Source organism: Streptomyces sp. NPDC047043 (genome assembly GCF_040644055.1).
Taxonomy (GTDB): Bacteria; Actinomycetota; Actinomycetes; order Streptomycetales; family Streptomycetaceae; genus Streptomyces.
Genome location: NZ_JBEYVO010000001.1, coordinates 348,087 through 367,768, shown reverse-complemented (window position 1 = coordinate 367,768; position 19,682 = coordinate 348,087). Strand labels below are relative to the sequence as shown.

Here is a 19,682-nt window from a genome sequence, read left to right as displayed (position 1 = left end):
GTGACTCTCAGCCCCGCACGGCGGGCGTTCCCGGGCCCTGCCCGGGCGTCCCGTTGCGTCGTCCGATCCGGTCGGCGAGCCGTGCGAGGCGTTCGTCGGACGGGGGTACGTCGATGTGGAAGTGGGCCTCGTCGGGGGTGCGGAAGCGGCCGCCCCAACGCACCACTCCCGCGCAGTCGGTGAGGATGTCGGCGACGGCGGCACGTTGGACGGGGAAGAGCGATCCGGTCGCGCCCGGTGGATGGGCACCCGGGCGGATGGCGACGGCGGTGCCCGAGGCGTAGTTGGTCCGATAGCCGTCCAGACCGTGGGGCGCCTGGAAGCCGAGGACGTCGTCCGGTCCGAGCGCTTCGACCTCGTAGTGGTAGCGGCTGATCACATGGACGAGCACCGTGGAGACCGCGCCGAGCCGCACCGCGACCATGGCACCGGTGCCCGGTACTGCCCTGTTCCATATGGCGCCTCCGATGTCGGCCCCCTTCTCCATCGGCCAGCCGTTCGCGCTGTTGCTGCCGGTGCGCGCCCGTGCTCGGGGGCGCAGCCCGGCTCTGCGGGCCGGTGACGGAGGGCCGGGTCCGTCCGTCGCCGCGGCAGCGGTGGCCAGGGCGGGGACGGTCCCGGCGGCGCATACGAGTCCGGCGGCGGTGCGCAGCAGCAGGCGCCGCGGCAGGGCAGGGTCGGGTAAGGCCATGGCGTTGCCTCCGTTGGGACGGCGTGGATGGGCCTGGGAGGGTGTGGATGGGCCGCGGTCAGTCGCGGAAGAGACGGTTGTACTTCTCGAAGACGGCGAAGAGGCCGATCATCGCGTTGCCGTAGCGCTCGGCGCCGTCGCCGGTCCCGTTGTACCGGCCCATGATCCTTCGGCTGTCGTCGTCACTGCTGGAGACGGACGGACGTGCGACGCCGATGTCGGCGGCTCCCTCGACGAGGACGGCCGGGATGGTGCTGACGTTGTACACGTCGTCGTCGTGGAGGCTGCGCCACATGGTTTCGAGGTCGTCGGAGTTGCCGGCGTCCATGATGCGGCCGGTGATGATCCCCGCGCGCACGCAGTAGTTGCGGGACCGGATGCCGGTGGCCGCGAAGATCTGCCCGAGGCCCGTGCTGCTGTCGTCCTTCAGGCCTGCTTCCACGGCGTCGTCCGCGGCCTTGTCGCCGATGTTGTAGGCCCGGATCTCCCACAGCAGCGGGCACTGGATGAGGGCCTTGCGCATGCCGTAGGTACGGGAGAGGGACGTGGTCAGCCAGTCCAGGTCCATCACCGCCTGGAACGACTGGGTGGTGGTGCGGGTACTGAGGGACAGACCGCCGTCACCGCCCTGCTCGGGCACCCCCATCGAGTTGACGAGGTAGTTCTGCACGTCGGCCAGGAGCACGCCCTGGAACGTCTTGTCGAACCGGCCGTCCAGGTGGCTGTCGTCGTCCTCCTCGAGGAAACTGCTCTGCCCCTCGTCACGGCCGGAGGCGATGTCGTTGTCGATCGTGATGGCGCCTTCGGCCGCGCCCACGGAGATGGTGGCGATCTGGTCGAACGACCAGTCGACGGGATGGGGGTAGCCGAGGTTCCCGGAGAAACCCGTGGACATGTCCGAGAGGAAGCTTGCCGTGGTCAGCCCCTCGGCGCCGACTCGGCTGCACACGTTGCGCGGGGCGTAGATACCGATGCGGTACTCGGGGCCGTACTCGTCGATGGTGGCCTTGATGCCCCGGAAATGAGGCAGGACGCTGTCGGTCACCTCGTGGTCGAGGGCGTCGAAGTCCACGGCGATATAGATGCGGGTGCCGGGCCTGAAACCGTAGTGGCGGGCGCGCTGGATCGCCGCGTGGGCGTCGGCGATGCCTTGCGCGCGACGGAAGTAGGCCGCTTCGCCGCCGTAGGTCTGGTAGATGGGGAAGACGTTCAGGCCATGCGCGGCGATGACCTTGAGTTCGCCGGGCTGGAGCTGCTTGTTGAGGGTGGAGCCCGGCACGTTGGAGAGATAGCGCCCGACGTAGCGGTAGCCGGCCGCGTACAGAGCCGCCGCGCGGGCGGCGGTGACTTCGGTGACGGTGTCGCAGGCGGTGCCCGCGCGGGTGCTGTCGCCCGTGGACACCAGGAGGGAGGCCCAGGTCGGGAAGTCGCCCTGGCCGTTGACGGCAAGCCGTACGAAGCTCTGGAAGTCCCTCACCCGGGCCGCGAGCCCGGCGTCGAAGCTGCCGGTGAAGGTGGCGCCGGGTCGCCGGTTGAAGAGCATGGCCGCGCTGAACAGACTGACCCAGGTGCCGGTGGATCCCTCGGCCACCGTGTGCTGGCGCAGTCCCTGTCTCGTGGCGGGGCCGAGGGCGCCGGTGGCGACGTCGTCGCTCATGCCGAGCTCGTACTGGATGGCATAGACGAGGGCCTTCTGTACGTCCCGGGAGAAGTTGCCGTCGCAGGGGATCACGAAGAAGTCCCGGCGGCCGACGTAGCGGCCGTTGAGCCACTGCTGCACGGTGCGTATGGCGTCCGTGCCGCCCTCCACGACCACGTAGGCGTCCATGGTCAGCAGGGCCTTGAAGACCTTGGGGGTCAGCCCGTTCCCAGGGTAGACACCGTCGACGCCCATGTTCCGCTTGAGCTTGGTCACGGCCTGCGCGACGCGTTCCGTGTAGTCACCGTTGATCTCGTCGCCGTCGTATCCCTTGCAGTACAGGCCCGACTGCACGATCCGGTAGACGTTGCCGTGCCGGGTGCCGGCGTCGATGACGGGAAAGCGGGACTGCAGGGCCGCCAGCGTGGCCGGACCGAAGCTGTCGGCGAGAGTGGTCAGGCCCAGCTCGTACTGGAGTGCGCGGGTCAGCGCGTACATCACCGTCCAGCTGGTCCTGCCGTTGACCTCCACCTTCGGGATGCCGTCGACGTTGTAGGAGTTGATGAATCTCTGAGCCTGTTCCACCATCTCGTCGGCCATGGCCGGCTCCCCCCGCACCGGGCTCGGACGGCTCAGCGGTGCGCCCAAAGCCTCGACGACGGGCGACGGGTCCGGCAATCAATTCGAACTGGGTCTAATCGTGGGGGAGTTGCCATGTGTGCGGCCTCTGCCACGCACCTCTCGCCGACTGCCGCCACCCCCGGTTCAGATATATTCATAATTAATTGAAACAGTTATGGTGGGGGCAGGTGGAGGGCCTGATGGCCGATGGAGGATGGAGCGTCATGAAGGAGTCCTCGTGAGTGGTGCGAAACGACGTCCGACAGGGCCTGGGCGGAAACGGAGAACGTGGTGACCCGTCCCCCCAAGGGGCTGCACGGCCAGGCCGTGGAGGAGTTGGGCCGGCGCATCGTCCGCGGCGACTACCCTCCGGGCTCCGTGGTGGACCCGGTCGGGTTCGAGACCGAGCTCGGCGTCAGCAAGACCGTGGTGCGCGAGGCGATGCGCGTGCTGGCCTCCAAGGGCCTGCTCGAGTCCAAGCAGAAGCGCGGTACGACCATCCGGCCCCGCGCCGACTGGAACCTGCTCGACAGCGACCTGCTGCGCTGGCAGGGCAGCAGCGCGCCGACCGACGGCTTCCTGGAGGACCTCGCCGAGGTCCGCGCGATAGTCGAGCCCGCCGGAGCCAGGCTCGCCGCGGCCCGCCGTACCGCTGACGACCTGGACGCGATGCGGCAGGCGCTGGAGGCGATGGCGGCGGCGGGTACGGACGCGGACGCGATGGTCGAGGCCGACCTGGCCTTCCACCGCGCCCTGCTGGAGGCCGCGCACAACGAACTGCTCAGTCGGATGGAGGTCGTCATCGAGGCCGGTCTGCGCGTCCGCGACCGGATCGTGCACGGCGCCCGGCATTTCTCCGACTCCATCCCCGTGCACCAGGAGCTGCTGGACGCAGTGGAGGCGGGCGACCCGGACGCCGCCGTGGCCGCCGTCGAGTCACTGCTGGCGCAGGCCTCCGACGACCTGGCGGCCGTACGGGCGGACCAGGACGAAGCCGGGACCGACCCGCTGCCGAAGGAAGTTCCCTGAAAATCACCGGACTTGCGACATTCCTGGTGGCTCCGCGCCGGCTGTTCACCGAATCGTGAGTCACCGACCGCCCCTGAACCTCACGCACAAGGAAAGCCCGCTCCCATGAACCTCGTGGAATCTCTCCGATCCCACCGCCTGCTGGCGATCGTCCGCGGCAAGGATCCCGCCGCCGCCCTGCGTACCGTACGCACCCTCACCGAGGAGAGCATCGAGGCCATCGAGGTCTCGCTGACCACCGCCGACGCCCTGACCGTGATCAGGCAGGCGCGCGCCGGACTCGGCCCCGACGCACTCCTGGGCGCCGGAACCGTGCGCACGGCCGAGGACGCCGCCCGGGCCGTGGACGCCGGCGCCTCGTACCTCGTCACCCCGGCCCTGGTCGACGGGCTGCAGCCGTACGGCATCCCCGTGCTGATGGGCGCCCTGACACCGACCGAGATCGAAACGGCCCTCGCGCGGGGCGCCGACGCGATCAAACTCTTCCCCGGCTCCCTCGGCGGCCCCGCCTATCTGAAGGCCCTGCGCGACCCGTTCCCCGAGGTGCCCTTCGTGCCCGTCGGCGGAGTGGACGCACAGGCCGCCCGCGAATACCTCGACCGGGGCGCCCTCGCCGTCGGTGTCGGCTCACCGCTCGTCGGGGACGCGGCCGACGGCGGCGATCTGGACCAACTCCGCGCCCGCGCGGCCGAGTTCCGCAAGGTAGCGGCCGGGGAGACGCCGTGACGACACCCCCTCCACCCGAGGTCGTGACCTTCGGCGAGACGATGGCGGCGCTGCGGGCCCAGGGTGCGCTGCGGCTGGGCGGCAGTCTCGGCCTGTCCGTGGCGGGAGCCGAGTCCAACGTCGCCATCGGTCTCGCCCGGCTTGGGCACCGCGTCCGCTGGGCCGGCCGGGTCGGCGCGGACGAACTCGGCGCCCTGGTGCTGCGCACGCTGCGCGCCGAGAACATCGACACCGACCACGCAGTCACCGACGACACCGGCCGGCCCACCGGACTGCTGTTGACCGAACCCCGCCTCGGCACCCTGACCCGGGTCAGCTACTACCGCACCGGTTCGGCCGGTTCGGCCGTCTCACCGGCCGACGTACTGCCCTCGCTAGCTCCCGGAACCCGCATCCTGCACCTGACCGGCATCACACCGGCGCTCGGCCCGTCGGCGGCCGAGGCCGTCCTGGCCGCCGCCACTGCGGCGCGCGAGGCCGGCATTACGGTTTGCCTCGACGTCAACTACCGCTCCCGGCTGTGGACTTCGGACCAGGCCCGCACGACCCTGCGGCCGCTGCTGGCCCACACCACCTTGCTCATCGCCTCCGAGGACGAGCTGCCGCTGGTGGTGGACGAGCCCGGCGCGGGCGAATCCGAAGCGACGCGCAGTGTCCTGGCTGCAGGTGTCGACGAGGTGGTCATCAAGCGCGGTGGACGTGGCGCGACCACCTTCACCGCCGAGGGGACAACTGACCGCGCCGCTCGGCAAGTTGACGCCGTCGACCTGGTCGGCGCGGGCGACGCCTTCGTGGCCGGATACCTCTCCGGACTCCTCGACGGCGCGGACATCCCGGCGCGTCTGCACCGGGGCGTCACGACCGCGGCCTTCGCCGTCGCCACCCGGGGCGACTGGGAGGGCCTGCCGACCCGGCACGAACTCGGCCTGTTCGACCAGCCCGACGGCACGACCATCCGCTGATCCAGGAGACCGACCATGACATTCACGGCAGCACCCGCGACGGTCGTCGTGGACGGAGGCTACGAACTAGCCGAGGGCGGCCGCTGGATCGACGGCCGGTATGTGTACGTCGACATCCTCAGCGGTCGGCTCTTCGAACTGCGCGACGACACGGCCCCACGCCAACTGGCCCGACTCGACGTGCCGTTGGGCGCCGTCGCACCGGTGGCCGACCAGCCGGACACCTGGATCGCGGCCGCGGGCACCGGAATTGCGCTGCTCACGGCCGACGGTGCGGTGGAGTGGCTGGACCGTCCCGAGGACCGCAGCCCGGCCCCGAGCCGGATGAACGACGGTGTCGCGGACCCCGCAGGCCGTTTCTGGGCCGGCAGCATGGCCCACGACGGCACCCCCGGCGCAGGATCGCTCTACCGGACCGACCCCGACGGCACGGTCGTACGCGTCCTCGACGGCCTGACCATCGCCAACGGACCGGCGTTCACCGCCGACGGCACGACCATGTACCTCGCCGACACGGCCGCCGGCACCATCCTGCGCTGCCGGGTCGACTCCGTCTGCGGCGACCTCTCCGGCGGCCCGGAGACCTTCGCCCAACTGCACGACGGTGAAGGCGGCCCCGACGGAATGACCGTCGACGCCGAGGGGTGTCTGTGGGTCGCGATGTGGGGCGCGGGCGCGGTCCGCCGCTACCACCCCGACGGCCGCCTCCTCCACACTCTGACCGTGCCCGCCCCGCATCCGACCTCGGTGTGCCTGCATCCCGGCGATGACCGTCTCTTCGTCACCACGGCCCGGTACGGGGTGGCGAGCCCGACCGTGGCTTCCGGCGCGGTGCTGAGCGTCCCCGTGCCGGTTCGCGGAACGGCGGCCTGCTCCTGGCGCGGACGTGGGGTGAGCTGACGGAGCTCACCCCACGTCGGATCACGTTCACCCCACGTCAGGTCAACGGTGGGCCCGTTTCCCCGATGCCGTGGTCTGCCGGACGAGCCGCCACTCCTGCGAGCCGTCCGTGACCGAGCTCTGCAGGGTGAGCGCAGCCCCGCGGGACCCACCGGTCAGGTACAGGCTCGTGTTCTTGACCGCCTGGAACTTGTAGTAGCCGTCGGCGGTCTTGACGAGATTCCAGCTGCCGGTGGCGCTGTTGTCGACCCACTGGCCGATACGCCGGCCGACCGTGGCGTTGCCCGTCCAGATCGCCGCCGCGCGGCCCCCGGACTTGTTGAGCAGCGTGGTGCCGCCGTTGGGTTCGGTCACGACGTGCCAGTACTGGGTGTCCTTGTTCGCCGCCGAGCCGGCGTCCTCGAGCACGACGTCCGGCACGTCGCCATTGCCGATGTTCGCGTCGTTGGTCTTGCCGCCGGTGCCGATCACCTGGCCGGTTTGGCGGTTCACCAACTGGTAGTAGGCGCCCGCCGAGTGGCCGAGATCGACCTCGGCGTAGGCGATCGTCGACGTGCCCTGGTTGTTGAGGATCGCGATACGGCCGGTGCCCCGCACGTACTGCAGATTGCGGCTGTAGCCGGCCGGCGAGGTCGTCTGGTACTGCGTCCACACGCCGTTGCTGCGCCCGCTGTCGTTCACCCAGACGTTGCCGCTGCCGGCCGCGTTGTAGACCAGGCGCCCGTCGGGAAGCCGGACGAGGACCGGGCTGCCGTTCACCGCGAGGGGATGTGAACCGGCGGTGACCGGAAGCGAAGTGACGGGGTTGCCCGAGGAACCGCCGTAGAACTTCAGCGGATTGTCGGCGACGGCGTACCGGGTGTTGGCCCCACCACCCCAATACTCGTACGTGAGAAGCCACTTGCCGTCCGTCGTCGGCACGACGTTCGTCATGCCCGGCCGCCCGCCCCCGATCTCCGTCTTGCCGCCGCCCATGTCCTGGGCCAGGCCCGCGACGTCGACGACGGGACCGCTCCACCGCGCACTGTGCCCGTCCCAGGTCCGGTGGGCGAGGATCTGCCCGTGCGAGTCCGTGGCGGTGTCGTTGGCCGGGTCCAGGGTCGGGGCTCCGGTGGCCGGATCGAAGCCGGTGTAGTCGTTCTCGTCGGAGTAGTAGCAGACGAGTTTGCCCTGGTAGACCATCAGATACGGCTCCCAGAGGGGATCCACCTGCTGGTACGTGTTCGCGGCGGCGACGTTCTGCCCGATCGCGCCCGCGCTGCCGCCCTGCCGGCCGCCCGTCGCGATGACGTTGACGACCTTCCAGGTGGCACCTTGGTCGGTGCTGGAGTACAGGGCGATCGCCAGGTTCTTGCGGTCTCCGTCGTTGGACGGCGTCCAGTTGGGGTCGGCCGCCCTGTGCTCCTTGTAGTAGGAGTCGTCGCCCGAGACCACGCTCGCGAGAAGCAGCGTCCCCGCCTTCAGATTCCCCACGTCCTGCGGCAGCGCGTAGAGGTACGGGTTGGTCCAATTGCTGGTGTATTTCGCGTACTTGGGGTCGCTGGAGAGGTACGCGGGAGCCTTGACCTCCGACAGCGGCTGCCACGAGGTGCCGTTGTCGTCGCTCTTGTAGACGGGAAGTGTCTGTCCGTCGGCGCTTCCCGTCGCCGGTACGACGGTGGACTTCTCGAAGGCGGCCACCAGTCGTCCGCTCGGCAGCTGTGCCGACTTGGGGTAGATCGCGCAGTTGCCCCGGCCCTTCAGGCACGGTTCGTTGCCGAGCTGGTAGAGGATTCCGCCCGTCGGGTTGTACGCCTGTGCGCCGGCCAGGGGAACCGCCACCAGCGCGGATGCCGCGGCGAAGGTTCCCAGTGTCTTGCCCAGTCGTCTCTTCAGCATTGACCCTCCTTCTCGGTGACGAAGACCCGCACGTCCCAGGCGCCGAGCTCCAGCGCGCTGCCTGCGGGGATGCGGCCGCCGTCCAGCACGTCGGTCAGGTTCAGCGGGGCCTGGACGGCGGCCGGCTCCCAGCTCCAGTTGTGGAGGACGTGGACGCGGCGCCGGTCGGCGGAGGTGCCGGTCGTCGCGGTGACGGACGCCGGCAGGTCCTGCCAGGGGGCGTGTGCCCGCGGTGCCAGCCAGGTGGCCAGGGCCCGGGCGAGGTCGCGGCCGGGCACGGTGCCGACGTAGGTGATACGGCCCTCGCCGTGGCGTCGGGTGGTGACGGCGGGCCAGCGGCCGAAGTGCGGGTGGTCGTACGTGACCAGCACGTCGGCGTCGGTGACGGTCAGGCCGTCCGCCCAGCGGGTGGCGGTGGCCTGCTCCGGCAGCCGCAGCGGGCCGTCGGGTACGGCGCGGACGGGAACGTCCTGCACGAGGTTGCTGAACTCGTCGTACGTGACACCCGCGGCCTCGGCCAGGCGTCCGGGTACCGGTTCGGTGCGGGCCCGTGCCTCGTGGTCGGCGTAGCCGGTGCGCGGGCCGAGGACCAGGTGGCCGCCAGCCGCCGCGTACGCCTTCAGCCAGTCGAGCGTGGAGTCGGCGGCGACGTAGAACGCCGGGACGACAAGGACCGGGTGGCGGGAGACGGCCTCCTCCGGCGAGAGTCCTTCGCGTTCCCCGCGCGGGTCGTGCAGCTGGCGGGCGTGGACGATGCGGACCTGGCGGCCGGTGTCGAAGGCGCCGCGGTAGAAGGGGTCGAGGATGCGGTGGTAGGCGGCCGGGTCGGGGCCGCCGTCCGGCTTGGCCAGCGGCGGGTACTTCTGCATGAGCCACTTGCTCGGTGTCGAGTGGACGAGCGTGATGTCGGCGTCCGGTTCGAGCCCGGCGACGAGCGGGCCCGCCGCCTCGAACTCGGCGCCCAGTCGGGCGAGTTCGGCGTACGTCCGGCCGGGGCGGCCGGTGTGCGGGAGGATGCCGCCCCAGTAGGTCTCCGCGCCGAAGTGCAGCGTGTGCCAGTGCCAGTACTCGATCATGCGGGCGCCCCGTGCGACGAGCGCCCAGGCGGCCTGGCGCCACTGGCCGTCGTAGGCCGGCCGGTTGTGCCACGGTTCGCCGATGGAGCCGGCGTTGGTCTCGGTGACCAGGAACGGTTCCTGGCGGGAGGAGAACATCCAGTCGGCGGTCTGGTACAGCGCCCAGACGCCGGTGGTCCTCCAGCTCTGCTCGTGGCTCTCGGGGGTGGGGTCGGGCAGCAGCAGGCCGTCCTGCATGTCGTAGTACGGGTTGCCGGAGGCGATGTCGAGGCGGTCGGTCAGCTCGTCGTCCTCCACCGCGGCGCGGGTGTAGGAGATGCAGGTGGTGACGAACTGCTCGGGGCGGGCGTACTCCCGGACGATGTCGGCCTGCCAGCCGATGAACTCGGTGACCTGACGGGCCTGGAACTCCCGCCAGGCGACGTCGTATTGGGGCTGTGCGTTGCCGTCCGGGGTCCACAGGTCGGCCCAGGTGGACAGGCGGTGGGACCAGTACACCAGGCCCCATTCGCGGTTGAGGGTCTCGACGTCGCCGTACTTCTCGCGCAGGTGGTCCACGAAGCGCTGGAAGACGCCGTGGTTGTGGAAGAGTTCCAGGCCGGGCTCGTTGTCGACCTGGAAGCCGATGACCGCGGGGTGGTCCGCGTATCGGGCGACGACCTTGCGGATGATCCGCTCGGCGTGGAAGCGGAACGCCGGGTGGGTGAAGTCGACCTCCTGGCGGGCGCCCCAGCCGATGCGTTCGCCGGTGTGCCGCTCGCCCGTGATCTCGGGGTACTGGCGGGCCAGCCACGGCGGTACGGCGTACGTCGGTGTGCCGAGGACGACGGAGATGCCGCGCTCGTGGGCGCCGTCCAACACCGGTTGCAGCCAGTCGAGTTCGAAGCGGCCGCTCGAAGGCTCCCAGGTGGACCAGACCGATTCGCCGACCCGGATCACAGTGAACTTCGCCTCGGCCATGAGGTCGAGGTCGGTCTTGAGGCGTTCGTCGGGCCGTTCGTACGGCTGGTACTCGTGGTAGTACGCGGCACCGAACAGGACGCGGGCAGGCAGAGCCGCCATGAAGGGAACCTCCGGAGAAGTAGGGGAGTTACTGCTTGACGCCGCCCGCGGCCAGACCGCTCTGCCAGTACCGCTGGAGCATGAGGAAGGCCACGACGAGGGGAACGATCGAGATCAGTGAGCCGGTGACGACGAGCGCGAACATGTCGGTGCTGGCGCCGCCTCCGCCGTTCTGTGCCTGCGCGGCCCAGGAGGAGAGGCCGACCGTGATCGGGTACAGGTCCGTGTTGTTGAGCATGATCAGCGGCAGGAAGTAGTTGTTCCAGGTCGCCACCAGCGTGAACAGCAGGACCGTCACCAGGCCCGGGGCCAGCAGCCGTAGCGCGATCCGGAAGAAGATCCGCGCCTCGCCCGCACCGTCGATGCGGGCGGCCTCCAGGAGGCTGTCCGGTACGGCGTCGGCGGCGTAGATGCGCATCAGGTACAGGCCGAAGGGGTTGACGAGGGACGGCAGGATCACGGCCCACGGGGTGTTGACCAGGCCCGCCTTCGCGAAGAGCAGGTACGTCGGGATCGCCAGCGCGGTGGTCGGGACCATGACGGCGCCGAGGACCAGGTTGAAGGCGATCCGGTCGCCGCGGAAGCGGAACTTGGCGAACCCGTACCCGCCGGCCGCCGCAAGCAGCGCGGCCCCGACCGCGCTGACACCGGCGTACATCACCGTGTTCAGCAGCCAGCGCACGAAGACCCCGTCGTCCTGGGTGAACGTGTCCTTGACGTTCGTCAGCAGCTGCGGGGCGCGCGAGAACCACAGGCCGAAGCTGTTGAACAGGTCCTGGGTGCTCTTCGTCGAGGCGATCAGCAGCCAGAACAGGGGCAGCAGGAAGTAGCCCAGGGCGGCCAGCATGGCGATGGTGAGGGGAGCGCTGCGCCCGGGCCTGCGCTTGCGTGCAGCTGTCGTGGGCACCGGCTTCGCAGCCGTCGGGGCGATCGCCTCGGGAGCTGTGGTCGTCACGGTGTCCTCCTGCGGTTCGCGGTGAGCAGGACGCCGTAGGAGACGATCACGATGACGAGGCCGAGGAGGAAGGACACCGTGGCCGCGTAGTTGACCTGCTGGCCGGTGAAGGCGAGGGAGTAGGCGTAGAGGTTGGCGGTGTAGGAGCTGCTGATGACGTCCGGGGCGATCTTCATCAGCAGGCTCGGCTCGTTGAACAGCTGGAAGCTGCCGATCACGGAGAAGAGGAGGGTGAGCATCAGCGCGGGGCGAAGCGCGGGCAGTTTGATGGACCAGGCGATCCGCCACGCCCCCGCGCCGTCCATCGCGGCCGCCTCGTACAGCTCGTGCGGGACGGTGCGCAGGGCGGCGTACAGGATGATCATGTTGTAGCCGACGAACTCCCAGGTCACGATGTTGGCCAGGCTGCCGAGCATCCAGCCGTCGCTGAGGAAGTGCGGGACCGGCAGGTCCAGTTTGCGGCTCAGCTGGGCGAACGGACCGAAGTCCGGGCCGTACAGATAGCCCCACATGAGCGTGGCGACCACGCTGGGCACGGCGTACGGGACGAAGATGCCCAGCCGGATCACGCGCGCGAGTCGCAGCAGGCCGCTGTCGAGCGCGAGGGCGAACAGCAACGCCAGCAGCAGCATCACGGGAACCTGGACGACGAAGAACAGCGCCACCCGGCCTACGCCGTGCAGGAGTTGGGAGTCGTCCAGAGCCTGGACGTAGTTGTCGAGTCCGACGAAGACGGTGCCGCCGATCAGGCGTTCCTGGAAGAGGCTGAGGTAGGCGGCGTAGCCGAGCGGGGTGAGGAAAAGGAGCAGGAACAGCACCAGGAACGGGGTGACGAACAGCGGCCCCGCCGTGCGGTGACGGCGCGTGGCGGCCATCTCAACTCCCCTTGACGGTGAAGCCCTGCTTCTTGGCGTACGTCGTCAGCCGCTGTTGCCAGATGCCGAGCGCGGCGACGGTGTCGGACTTGTCGGCGAGCGACTTGCCGACCGTCTCGGTCCAGTCGGTGGCGGCCTGGTCGAGGAACGGCGGCCACTGGAACGACGTCGAGACCGTGTCGCTGATGTCAGCGAAGACCTGGTTGACCTTCTGGCCGCCGTAGAAGGAGGGGGCGGCGCCGGTGAAACTCGCGTCCGCGAGCAGGTCCTTGGTGGCCGGGAAGAAGAGCTGCTTGGTGGCGAACAGCTTGGCGCTGGCCGGGTCGCTGTTGAGGAACTGGGCGAACTGGGCTGCCGCAATGGGGTTCTTGGTGGAGCGGATGACCGCGGTGGTGGAGCCGCCCCAGTTGCCGGAGACAGGATTGGACGCGTCCCACTGCGGCAACGGGGCCGCCCGCCACTTGCCCGCGGTGGACTTGGCGGAGCCGGAGAGGAAGGCCGGGCCCCAGGCGGCGGTGAGCCAGGTGGCGTACTTGCCCTTGTTGAAGCCGGCGTACCAGGCGTCGGTGAAGTCGGGGTCGGTGCTGATGACGCCGTCCTTCGCCAGGCCGCCCCAGTAGGCGGCGAGCTTCTTGGAGACGGCGTCGTCGACGTCGATGGAGAGGTTGCTCTTGCCGGAGACCGCGTACGGCTTGGCGCCCGCCTGCCACAACAGGCCGTGCCAGGCGGCGGGTTCGTTCGCCGAGAGGTTGGTCAGGTAGACGTTCGGGGCCGCCTTGTGGAGCTTGCGGGCGGCGGCCGCGAACTCGTCCCAGGTCCCCGGGACTTGGATGCCGTGCTCGTCGAAGATGTCCTTGCGGTAGAGCATTCCCATGGGGCCGGTGTCCTGGGGGATCGCCCAGACCTCGCCGCCGGGGCCGCTGACCTGCCCCCAAGTCCAGTCGACGAACTTGTCCTTGAGCGCCGAGGCGCCGTACGGGGCCAGGTTCAGCAGGCTGTTGGTGATCGTGTACGTGGGGATCGCCTGGTACTCGATCTGCGCCAGGTCCGGGGCGCCGGTGCCGGCCTTCAGGGCCGTGCGCAGCTTGGTGTAGTGGGCGACGCCCTGACCGGCGTTGACGACCTTGACCTTGATCGCGGGGTACTTCTTCTCGAAGAGCGCGACCTCTTGCTCGATGTTCGGGGCCCAGGTCCAGAACGTCAGCTGGGTCGGCGTCTTCATCGCTTTGTCGATGTCGGCCTGGCCGACCGGCTTGGCGGAGCCGGACGAACCGCCGGAGTCACCGCCGCCGCAGGCGGTCAGGGCGGCGCCGAGTGACACGGCTCCCGTGGTGGCCAGGAACAGCCGACGGCTCATGGGCGAAGGGCTGGATGTGGGCATGGTGAACTCCCGCCGGTGGCAAGGGTGGAGGCACGCCTGGCGAGGGCGTGCGAAGGCATGGGGAGGGAACGGCTGGCGTGAAGTGGGGGACGCGGCCGGAGAGGAAGGGTGGTGACGGCTCCGAGGCAGGTGCGCGGGCCTGGCTCAGGGGCCTACTGGATCAAGAGCCCACCGCGCTCGGGGCACGCCCGCGGTCACCTGTGTGATGCGAGTACCCCGACGGGCTCGGACCCGAACGATGCAGCGGCCCGTCCCGGGGCGACGCACCGGCCGTGACGCACAACTGTGTGGGCTGGCAAGCCTGTTCAGTGACTGGTGGAAGTGCCTCCGTTCGAGCGAGGTGGCGCGGTCGAGGCGCGGACGATCAGGTCGACCGGTGGGTTGGTCGAGGTCAGAGGGGCGGCGTCAGGGTTCTCGATGGCGTGCACCAGGCGCTTGAGTCCTTCCTGGGCCACGGCGTCGAAAGGCTGTCGCACGGTGGTCAGGGGAGGAGTCACATAGGCGGCGACCGGGATGTCGTCGAAACCCACGACGCTGATGTCCTCCGGTACCCGGCGCCCGGCCTCCGTCAGCGCACGGATCAGGCCGATCGCCATGTCGTCGTTGGCGGCGAACACCGCGGTGACGTCAGGGTTTTCGGCGAGCTCGCGGCCCGCCGCGTAGCCGGAGGCGGCCGACCAGTCGCCCTCGACGACCGCAGGGACGTCCCTGCCCTGGGCGGTCAGCGTGGTGCGCCATCCCTCCAGGCGGTCCCGGGCGGCGTACCAGCGCTGCGGACCGGCCAGGTGATGGACCGTCACATGCCCGAGGGTCAGCAGGTGTTCGGTGGCAATACGGGCCATCAGGTCGGCTCCGACCCCCGCGGTGAGCACCGCGGGCGCGGTGACGGGCGGCGGCGGTGCGCCGAGGATGAGTACCGGTACGTCGGCGCGGAGCGGGTCGGCTGAGCCGGCGCCCTGCTCGTCGATCGGCTCGGAGATGACGATGCCGTCCACGCCCTGGTCGAGGAGCGAGTCCACGGCACCGGCGATGCCCGCCGGGTCGCCCTCCAACGTGTTGACCACGCGCAGCGCGTAACCCGTGTCGCGGACCACCCGCTCGACGCCGATCAGGAGCGAGGCCGGCCCGTACAGGGCGGTCCCCAGGGTGACGACGCCGATCGAGCGGGTACGCCCGGACGCCAGCGCCCGGGCGGCGTTGTTGCGCCGGTACCCGAGCTGTTCGGCGGCGTCCAGCACCCGCCGGCGGACGTCGGCGGACACGTACGGCTCGTCGTTGAAGACCCGCGAGACGGTCTTCTGCGATACGCCGGCCAGCCGGGCGACGTCCACACTGCGCGGCGCGGCGGAGTTCCCGCCCCGTCCTGTCCCTCGCGTCATGGCATCTCCCGGTGACCGCACGATCCAGCGCAATCATGTCAGACCGTCGTCGGTCTGACTGCGCAGTCATGTCTGCGCTGTCATGTCTACGCAGTCAGAAGAGTGCCGTCAAGAGTCCGGAACGCATCCGTGACAACGGCCCACGGCGCCGCCGCTGCGAACTGCCTGCTGGGGCGGCGCCGTGGGCCCTTGTCGCCGTCAGGCGGACGGAGCGCCGGTGGGCGGGACGCACCGCGCTCGTCTCGCTCGGCGGGGACGCCGACACGTGCCCCGAGCAGCTGTCCGTCCTCGTCCACGTGGCCACCACCCGCCCCCGCCTGCTGATCTTCGGCGCGGTCGACTTCGCCGCCGCGCTCAGCCGGGCCGGCCGCTTCCTCGGCCACCGGGTCACCGTGTGCGACGCCCGCCTCGTCTTCGCCACGGCGGCCCGCTTCCCGTACGCCGACGAGATCGTCGTCGACTGGCCCCACCGCTACCTGGAACGCACCGAGGTGGACGGCCGTACCGCAGTCTGTGTCCTCACCCACGACGCCAAGTTCGACATTCCCTTGCTACGGCTGGCACTTGACCTGCCCGTCGGCTACGTCGCGCGATGGGATCCCGGCGCACCCACGACGAACGCCTGCGCCTCCTGAGCGAAGTCGGTGTAACACAGGCGCAGTTGGGGCGGCTGCGATCGCCGATCGGCCTCGACCTCGGCGCCCGCACGCCCGAGGAGACGGCGGTCTCGATCACCGCGGAGATCATCGCCCACGCCAACCAGGGCACGGGCTTGCCCCTGACCCTGGGCACGGGCCCGATCCACCGGAGTCCGGTCACTGGCGGCCGGCGGAGGGCGGCGGATCCTCGGGCACCGTGAGGCCATGTGTGACCGGGTGCCCGTGGTCGCCGTATCCCGGTCCGTTCTGCTCCTTCTCGAGCTCCTCGTCGAGGGCCATGGCGGCGGTGACCAGGGCGAGGTGGGTGAACGCCTGGGGGAAGTTGCCGAGTTGCTCGCCCGAGGGGCCGATCTCCTCGGCGAACAGGCCGACGTGGTTGGCGTAGGTGAGCATCTTGTCGAAGGCGTGGCGGGCCTGGCTGAGCCTGCCGCTGCGGGCGAGCGCCTCGACGTAGAAGAAGCTGCACAGGTTGAAGGTGCCCTCCGAGCCGCGCAGGCCGTCGGGGGATGCCTGCGGGTCGTAGCGGTAGACGAGGCTGTCGCTGACAAGTTCCTCGTCCATGGCGTCCAACGTGCTGAGCCAGTCCGGGTCGTGGGGCGAGACGAAGCCGACCCTCGGCATGAGCAGGAGTGAGGCGTCCAGGACGTCGGTGTCGTAGTGCTGCACGAAGGCCTGCCGCTTCTCGTGCCAGCCGCGCTCGACGATCTGGCGGAAGACCGCGTCCCGCACACCCCTCCAGCGGTCGAGGTCGGCGGGGCGGGAGAAGGCGGTGGCCGCGCGGACACCACGGTCGAACGCCACCCAGGTCATCAGCCGGCTGTAGGTGAAGTTCTGCCGGCCGCCCCGCGTCTCCCAGATGCCTTCGTCGGGCTGGTCCCAGTTGTCGGCGAGCCAGTCCAGGACGCTGGTCAGTGCACTCCAGCCACGGAGTGCACCCATGTCACCGCCCACACTGAGCGCGTCCGAGGCCTCGCCGTAGATGTCGAGCTGGAGCTGGTCGGCCGCCGCGTTGCCCGCCCGTACCGGATGGGACCCCAGGTAGCCCTCCAGGTGGTCGAGGGTCTCCTCCGTCAGGTGGGGATCGCCGTCGACCCGGTACATGATCTGCAGCGGGTCCGACGAGGCGGCACCCTTGGCCTCGATCCGCCCGCGCAGCCAGCGGCGGAAGGCCAAGGCCTCCTCCTTGAAGCCCAGGTCGATCAGGGCCCTGACGGACAACGACGCGTCACGGATCCAGGCATAGCGGTAGTCCCAGTTGCGCTCACCGCCGACCTGCTCGGGCAGACCCGTCGTGGCAGCCGCGATCGGCGCACCGCTGGGGGCGTACGTGAGCAGCTTGAGCGTGATCGCCGAGCGGTTCACCATGTCCTGCCAGCGGCCCCGATACGTACACGAACGCAGCCACGACAGCCAGAAGGTGCGGCACGTCTCGAGCGCGTCCGCGATTTCCCCGAGGGCGGGTCGGGCCGGGGCGGGGGCGCCCCCTGCCGTGCTGGTCAGCACGATCGCGGCCGCCTGGCCCGCGGACAGGGTGAAGCGGGCGGTGATGTCGTCGCCGTCCGGGCGGAGGACGACCCCGCTGCTGGACTGCACATGCAGATCGGTCCCCGGGCCATGGAAATGGACCGCGTGGTCGTCGGTCTGCGAGAGCGTGTGCGAGGCGCGCCCGTAGTCGAAGCGCGGCCGGCAGGTGAAGGAGAAGGGCAGACTGCCCCGGACGACCCGGAGGACCCGCAGCAGGCGGTGCGTGTCTGTGGGGGCCTTGGAGTCGATGGGCACCATGAAGTCGGCCACTTCTCCGACTCCGCCCGGCGCCATGAACCGCGTGACCAGGATGGCCGTGTCGGACAGATACAGCTGTCGTACGGTCATGCCGTCGCCGTCCGGGAGCTCCGCGGCCAGGCGGCAGTGCCCTCCGCGTTCGCTGTCCAGGAGCGAGGCGAAGACACTGGGCGAGTCGAACCGGGGCGTGCACCACCAGTCGATGGTTCCGCCGGACGACACCAGGGCCGCGGTCTGCAGATCGCCGACCATGCCGTGGTCCGCGATGGGCGGGTATCGGTTCACGGGGTCCCCCTGCTCGGTCCGAGACGCCGTGGCGGCACGCGCAAGCGCCCGTCAGCGACCTGTGCACGCCAAGCCTTCGGCAGCACCGCGGCCCTCGCCTCACCCACGGCGGGTGAAAGGGCGACTCAGACCGATTCGGGTTGCGGTTCCAACTGCCGCGCCGGTGCGATCCTCGGCTCCCACGCTGTGATGGTCCGTACGTAGCCGTAGATCACCGAGATCATCGCCAGCAGGAGAACTGGTCCGTAGACCCAGGGGTGTTCGGCCATCTCCAACGGCAGATAGCGGTACGACAGCAGGAGCGCGGCGAAGACGGTCGTGCCGTAGGCGACCAGTTGGACCCCTGATCGATCCCAGCCGCGGTTGTGTGAGCGCAGAGCCGCCTCGATGGTGAGTGAGAACACCACGCCGGCAATGAGATCCGCGCCGTAGTGGTAGCCGAATCCCAGCGTTGCGGTGAGCGTGGCGATCAGCCAGAACGTGCCCGCGATGCGCAGAAACTTCGAGCCCTTCCGGGAATGGATGAAGATCGCGGTGGCCCACGCCGTGTGCAGACTGGGCATGCAGTTTCGCGGGGTGATTCCGTCGAACAGCATGTGGTGCGGGGCATCGACCGGCGGCAGCGCTTTCGGCCACAGATCGGCCACCGCCCATTGCACGCTGGGCTCCGGGTCCGACCACAGGCTGACCGACGCCCAGTGCTCGGTGCCGGTGCCGTAGGCGAAGAGCGGTCCGACCACCGGGAAGATCATGTAGATGACCGGCCCGAGGAGGCCGATCGCCAGGAAGGTGTGCACCAGATGGTGGCTCGGGAAGCGGCGCTCGACCGCCACGTTGCGCAGTTGAAACAGCATCACGATGACCGCGGCCAACGCGAGCTGGCCGTAGACGAAGTCGAGGAAATTGAATCCGATCCAGCCGGTGGCCGAGACGATCCGGCCCACCAGCCACGACGGTTCGCCCAGCGCATGATCGGCGGTCGCCACGTACTGGTCGAGCACCACCGGCCGGGCTTGCGAGGTGATGAACAGCCAGGTGTCCCCGGCCTTGCGGCCGGCCACCACCAGCAGGCCCAGGCCGACGCCCTTCAGGAGCAGAACACGTTCGTGGCCGGTGCGGCGCGTGAGGGCGATGACCCCGTAGCCCAGGAGCACCCACAACGCGCCGTTGCCGAAGGGGTGGCCGTCGGTCATGTCGGCGTCGACCGCCCACCGGACCACCAGGAAGGCGGCGTCGATACCTATCGCGACGCCGAACGCGATGAAGCGTTGTCGCCACGTGAGCACCACCGCCATCAGCGCCAGGCTGGAGTACAGCAGAAAGCCTGATTTAGGAGGGTAAATCGCCTCTCGTGCTTGTTCGGTGATCGGTCCCGGCACGCTGTAGTGGCGCGCGGCGATCTCCAGTCCGAGGAGGAAAACGAGGGTCACCAGGACCGCTGCGGCCCACAGTATTGCCCGCGGCTTTATTCGCGAAAACACCCGCGATGATATAGGTATCAACGATTTGACCGGTTTGTTAGATGTTGGAGGGGCAGGTTACTTATCTCGCTCGATGACATGGCTTTCTGGTGAAGGGCGGACGAAGAGGGTGTTCATGGCGAGTTCGAACATGTTATCGGAGTGGGGCGCGTTTCTCTGAGGTCTCTGTGCTGTTTCTAAGTACGTAGAGCCGGATCACCGGTGGGTTGGTTGCTCGGTCGGTCGAGCGGGACGCCCGTGTGGCTCTGCGGGGCCTGGATCAGGCGCGCCTGGAACTCTTCCGCGATGCGTGGCGAGCCGC

General features: G+C 69.6%; 14 protein-coding genes and 1 pseudogene. 5 read left to right on the top strand and 10 right to left on the bottom strand.

The window, feature by feature from the left end:
* Positions 1–7 precede the first annotated feature (7 nt).
* Positions 8–691 carry a hypothetical protein gene (locus ABZ880_RS01755; RefSeq protein WP_361255119.1) on the bottom strand — a complete coding sequence of 228 codons (684 nt, stop codon included), beginning with the start codon at positions 689–691 and terminating at the stop codon, positions 8–10.
* A 58-nt stretch (positions 692–749) separates the two neighbouring features.
* Positions 750–2,930, bottom strand: a complete 2,181-nt coding sequence (locus ABZ880_RS01750) for a glycoside hydrolase domain-containing protein (RefSeq protein ID WP_361255116.1) — start codon at positions 2,928–2,930, stop codon at positions 750–752.
* Between the two features lie 312 nt (positions 2,931–3,242).
* On the opposite strand from ABZ880_RS01750, the gene ABZ880_RS01745 reads away from it, so the two are divergent.
* From ABZ880_RS01745 to ABZ880_RS01730, 4 genes are all read left to right on the top strand, one after another.
* The gene (locus ABZ880_RS01745; protein WP_361255113.1) at positions 3,243–3,980 is read left to right on the top strand and encodes a FadR/GntR family transcriptional regulator; all 738 of its coding nucleotides are present in this window, start codon (positions 3,243–3,245) and stop codon (positions 3,978–3,980) included.
* 105 nt (positions 3,981–4,085) lie between these two features.
* The gene (locus tag ABZ880_RS01740) at positions 4,086–4,706 is read left to right on the top strand and encodes a bifunctional 4-hydroxy-2-oxoglutarate aldolase/2-dehydro-3-deoxy-phosphogluconate aldolase (protein ID WP_361255110.1); all 621 of its coding nucleotides are present in this window, start codon (positions 4,086–4,088) and stop codon (positions 4,704–4,706) included.
* Positions 4,707–4,747: 41 nt separating this feature from the next.
* Positions 4,748–5,668, top strand: coding sequence for a sugar kinase (locus tag ABZ880_RS01735; protein ID WP_361255855.1), 921 nt, complete (start codon positions 4,748–4,750; stop codon positions 5,666–5,668).
* Between the two features lie 15 nt (positions 5,669–5,683).
* The gene (locus ABZ880_RS01730; protein WP_361255107.1) at positions 5,684–6,568 is read left to right on the top strand and encodes an SMP-30/gluconolactonase/LRE family protein; all 885 of its coding nucleotides are present in this window, start codon (positions 5,684–5,686) and stop codon (positions 6,566–6,568) included.
* Positions 6,569–6,610: 42 nt separating this feature from the next.
* Here the strand turns inward: ABZ880_RS01730 and ABZ880_RS01725 are convergent, their stop codons facing one another.
* The 6 genes from ABZ880_RS01725 to ABZ880_RS01700 all read right to left on the bottom strand — a co-directional run bounded on the left by ABZ880_RS01725 (position 6,611) and on the right by ABZ880_RS01700 (position 15,174).
* A complete protein-coding gene (locus ABZ880_RS01725; protein WP_361255104.1) occupies positions 6,611–8,446 on the bottom strand; it encodes an RICIN domain-containing protein in 1,836 nt (611 codons plus the stop codon).
* Complete coding sequence (locus tag ABZ880_RS01720) at positions 8,440–10,584, bottom strand: beta-galactosidase (RefSeq protein ID WP_361255101.1); 2,145 nt, start codon at positions 10,582–10,584, stop codon at positions 8,440–8,442. Before ABZ880_RS01720 ends, ABZ880_RS01725 begins: the two co-directional genes overlap by 7 nt.
* A gap of 28 nt (positions 10,585–10,612) precedes the next feature.
* Entirely contained in the window at positions 10,613–11,515 is a 903-nt protein-coding gene (locus ABZ880_RS01715; protein WP_361255852.1) for a carbohydrate ABC transporter permease, read from the bottom strand.
* Between the two features lie 20 nt (positions 11,516–11,535).
* Entirely contained in the window at positions 11,536–12,414 is an 879-nt protein-coding gene (locus ABZ880_RS01710; protein ID WP_361255098.1) for a sugar ABC transporter permease, read from the bottom strand.
* 1 nt (position 12,415) lies between these two features.
* A complete protein-coding gene (locus ABZ880_RS01705; RefSeq protein WP_361255096.1) occupies positions 12,416–13,795 on the bottom strand; it encodes an extracellular solute-binding protein in 1,380 nt (459 codons plus the stop codon).
* A gap of 305 nt (positions 13,796–14,100) precedes the next feature.
* A complete protein-coding gene (locus ABZ880_RS01700; RefSeq protein WP_361255093.1) occupies positions 14,101–15,174 on the bottom strand; it encodes a LacI family DNA-binding transcriptional regulator in 1,074 nt (357 codons plus the stop codon).
* Positions 15,175–15,395: 221 nt separating this feature from the next.
* Here ABZ880_RS01700 and ABZ880_RS01695 point away from each other — a divergent pair.
* A pseudogene (locus ABZ880_RS01695) lies at positions 15,396–16,033 on the top strand (XdhC family protein); the annotation flags it as partial.
* Here ABZ880_RS01695 and ABZ880_RS01690 read toward each other — a convergent pair.
* On the bottom strand, positions 15,990–17,900 hold the full coding sequence (locus ABZ880_RS01690; RefSeq protein ID WP_361255090.1) for a glycoside hydrolase family 15 protein: 1,911 nt from the start codon (positions 17,898–17,900) through the stop codon (positions 15,990–15,992). The pseudogene ABZ880_RS01695 and the gene ABZ880_RS01690 sit on opposite strands and share 44 nt — an antisense overlap.
* Positions 17,901–18,025: 125 nt before the next feature.
* Positions 18,026–19,354 carry a phosphatase PAP2 family protein gene (locus tag ABZ880_RS01685; RefSeq protein ID WP_361255849.1) on the bottom strand — a complete coding sequence of 443 codons (1,329 nt, stop codon included), beginning with the start codon at positions 19,352–19,354 and terminating at the stop codon, positions 18,026–18,028.
* Between the last annotated feature and the right edge of the window lie 328 nt (positions 19,355–19,682).

Coding starts and splice junctions, on each gene's coding strand:
- ABZ880_RS01755 (WP_361255119.1), bottom strand. CDS start 691: ATGGCCTTACCCGACCCTGCCCTGCCGCGGCGCCTGCTGCTGCGCACC.
- ABZ880_RS01750 (WP_361255116.1), bottom strand. CDS start 2,930: ATGGCCGACGAGATGGTGGAACAGGCTCAGAGATTCATCAACTCCTAC.
- ABZ880_RS01740 (WP_361255110.1), top strand. CDS start 4,086: ATGAACCTCGTGGAATCTCTCCGATCCCACCGCCTGCTGGCGATCGTC.
- ABZ880_RS01735 (WP_361255855.1), top strand. CDS start 4,748: ATGGCGGCGCTGCGGGCCCAGGGTGCGCTGCGGCTGGGCGGCAGTCTC.
- ABZ880_RS01730 (WP_361255107.1), top strand. CDS start 5,684: ATGACATTCACGGCAGCACCCGCGACGGTCGTCGTGGACGGAGGCTAC.
- ABZ880_RS01725 (WP_361255104.1), bottom strand. CDS start 8,446: ATGCTGAAGAGACGACTGGGCAAGACACTGGGAACCTTCGCCGCGGCA.
- ABZ880_RS01720 (WP_361255101.1), bottom strand. CDS start 10,584: ATGGCGGCTCTGCCTGCCCGCGTCCTGTTCGGTGCCGCGTACTACCAC.
- ABZ880_RS01710 (WP_361255098.1), bottom strand. CDS start 12,414: ATGGCCGCCACGCGCCGTCACCGCACGGCGGGGCCGCTGTTCGTCACC.
- ABZ880_RS01705 (WP_361255096.1), bottom strand. CDS start 13,795: ATGCCCACATCCAGCCCTTCGCCCATGAGCCGTCGGCTGTTCCTGGCC.
- ABZ880_RS01700 (WP_361255093.1), bottom strand. CDS start 15,174: ATGACGCGAGGGACAGGACGGGGCGGGAACTCCGCCGCGCCGCGCAGT.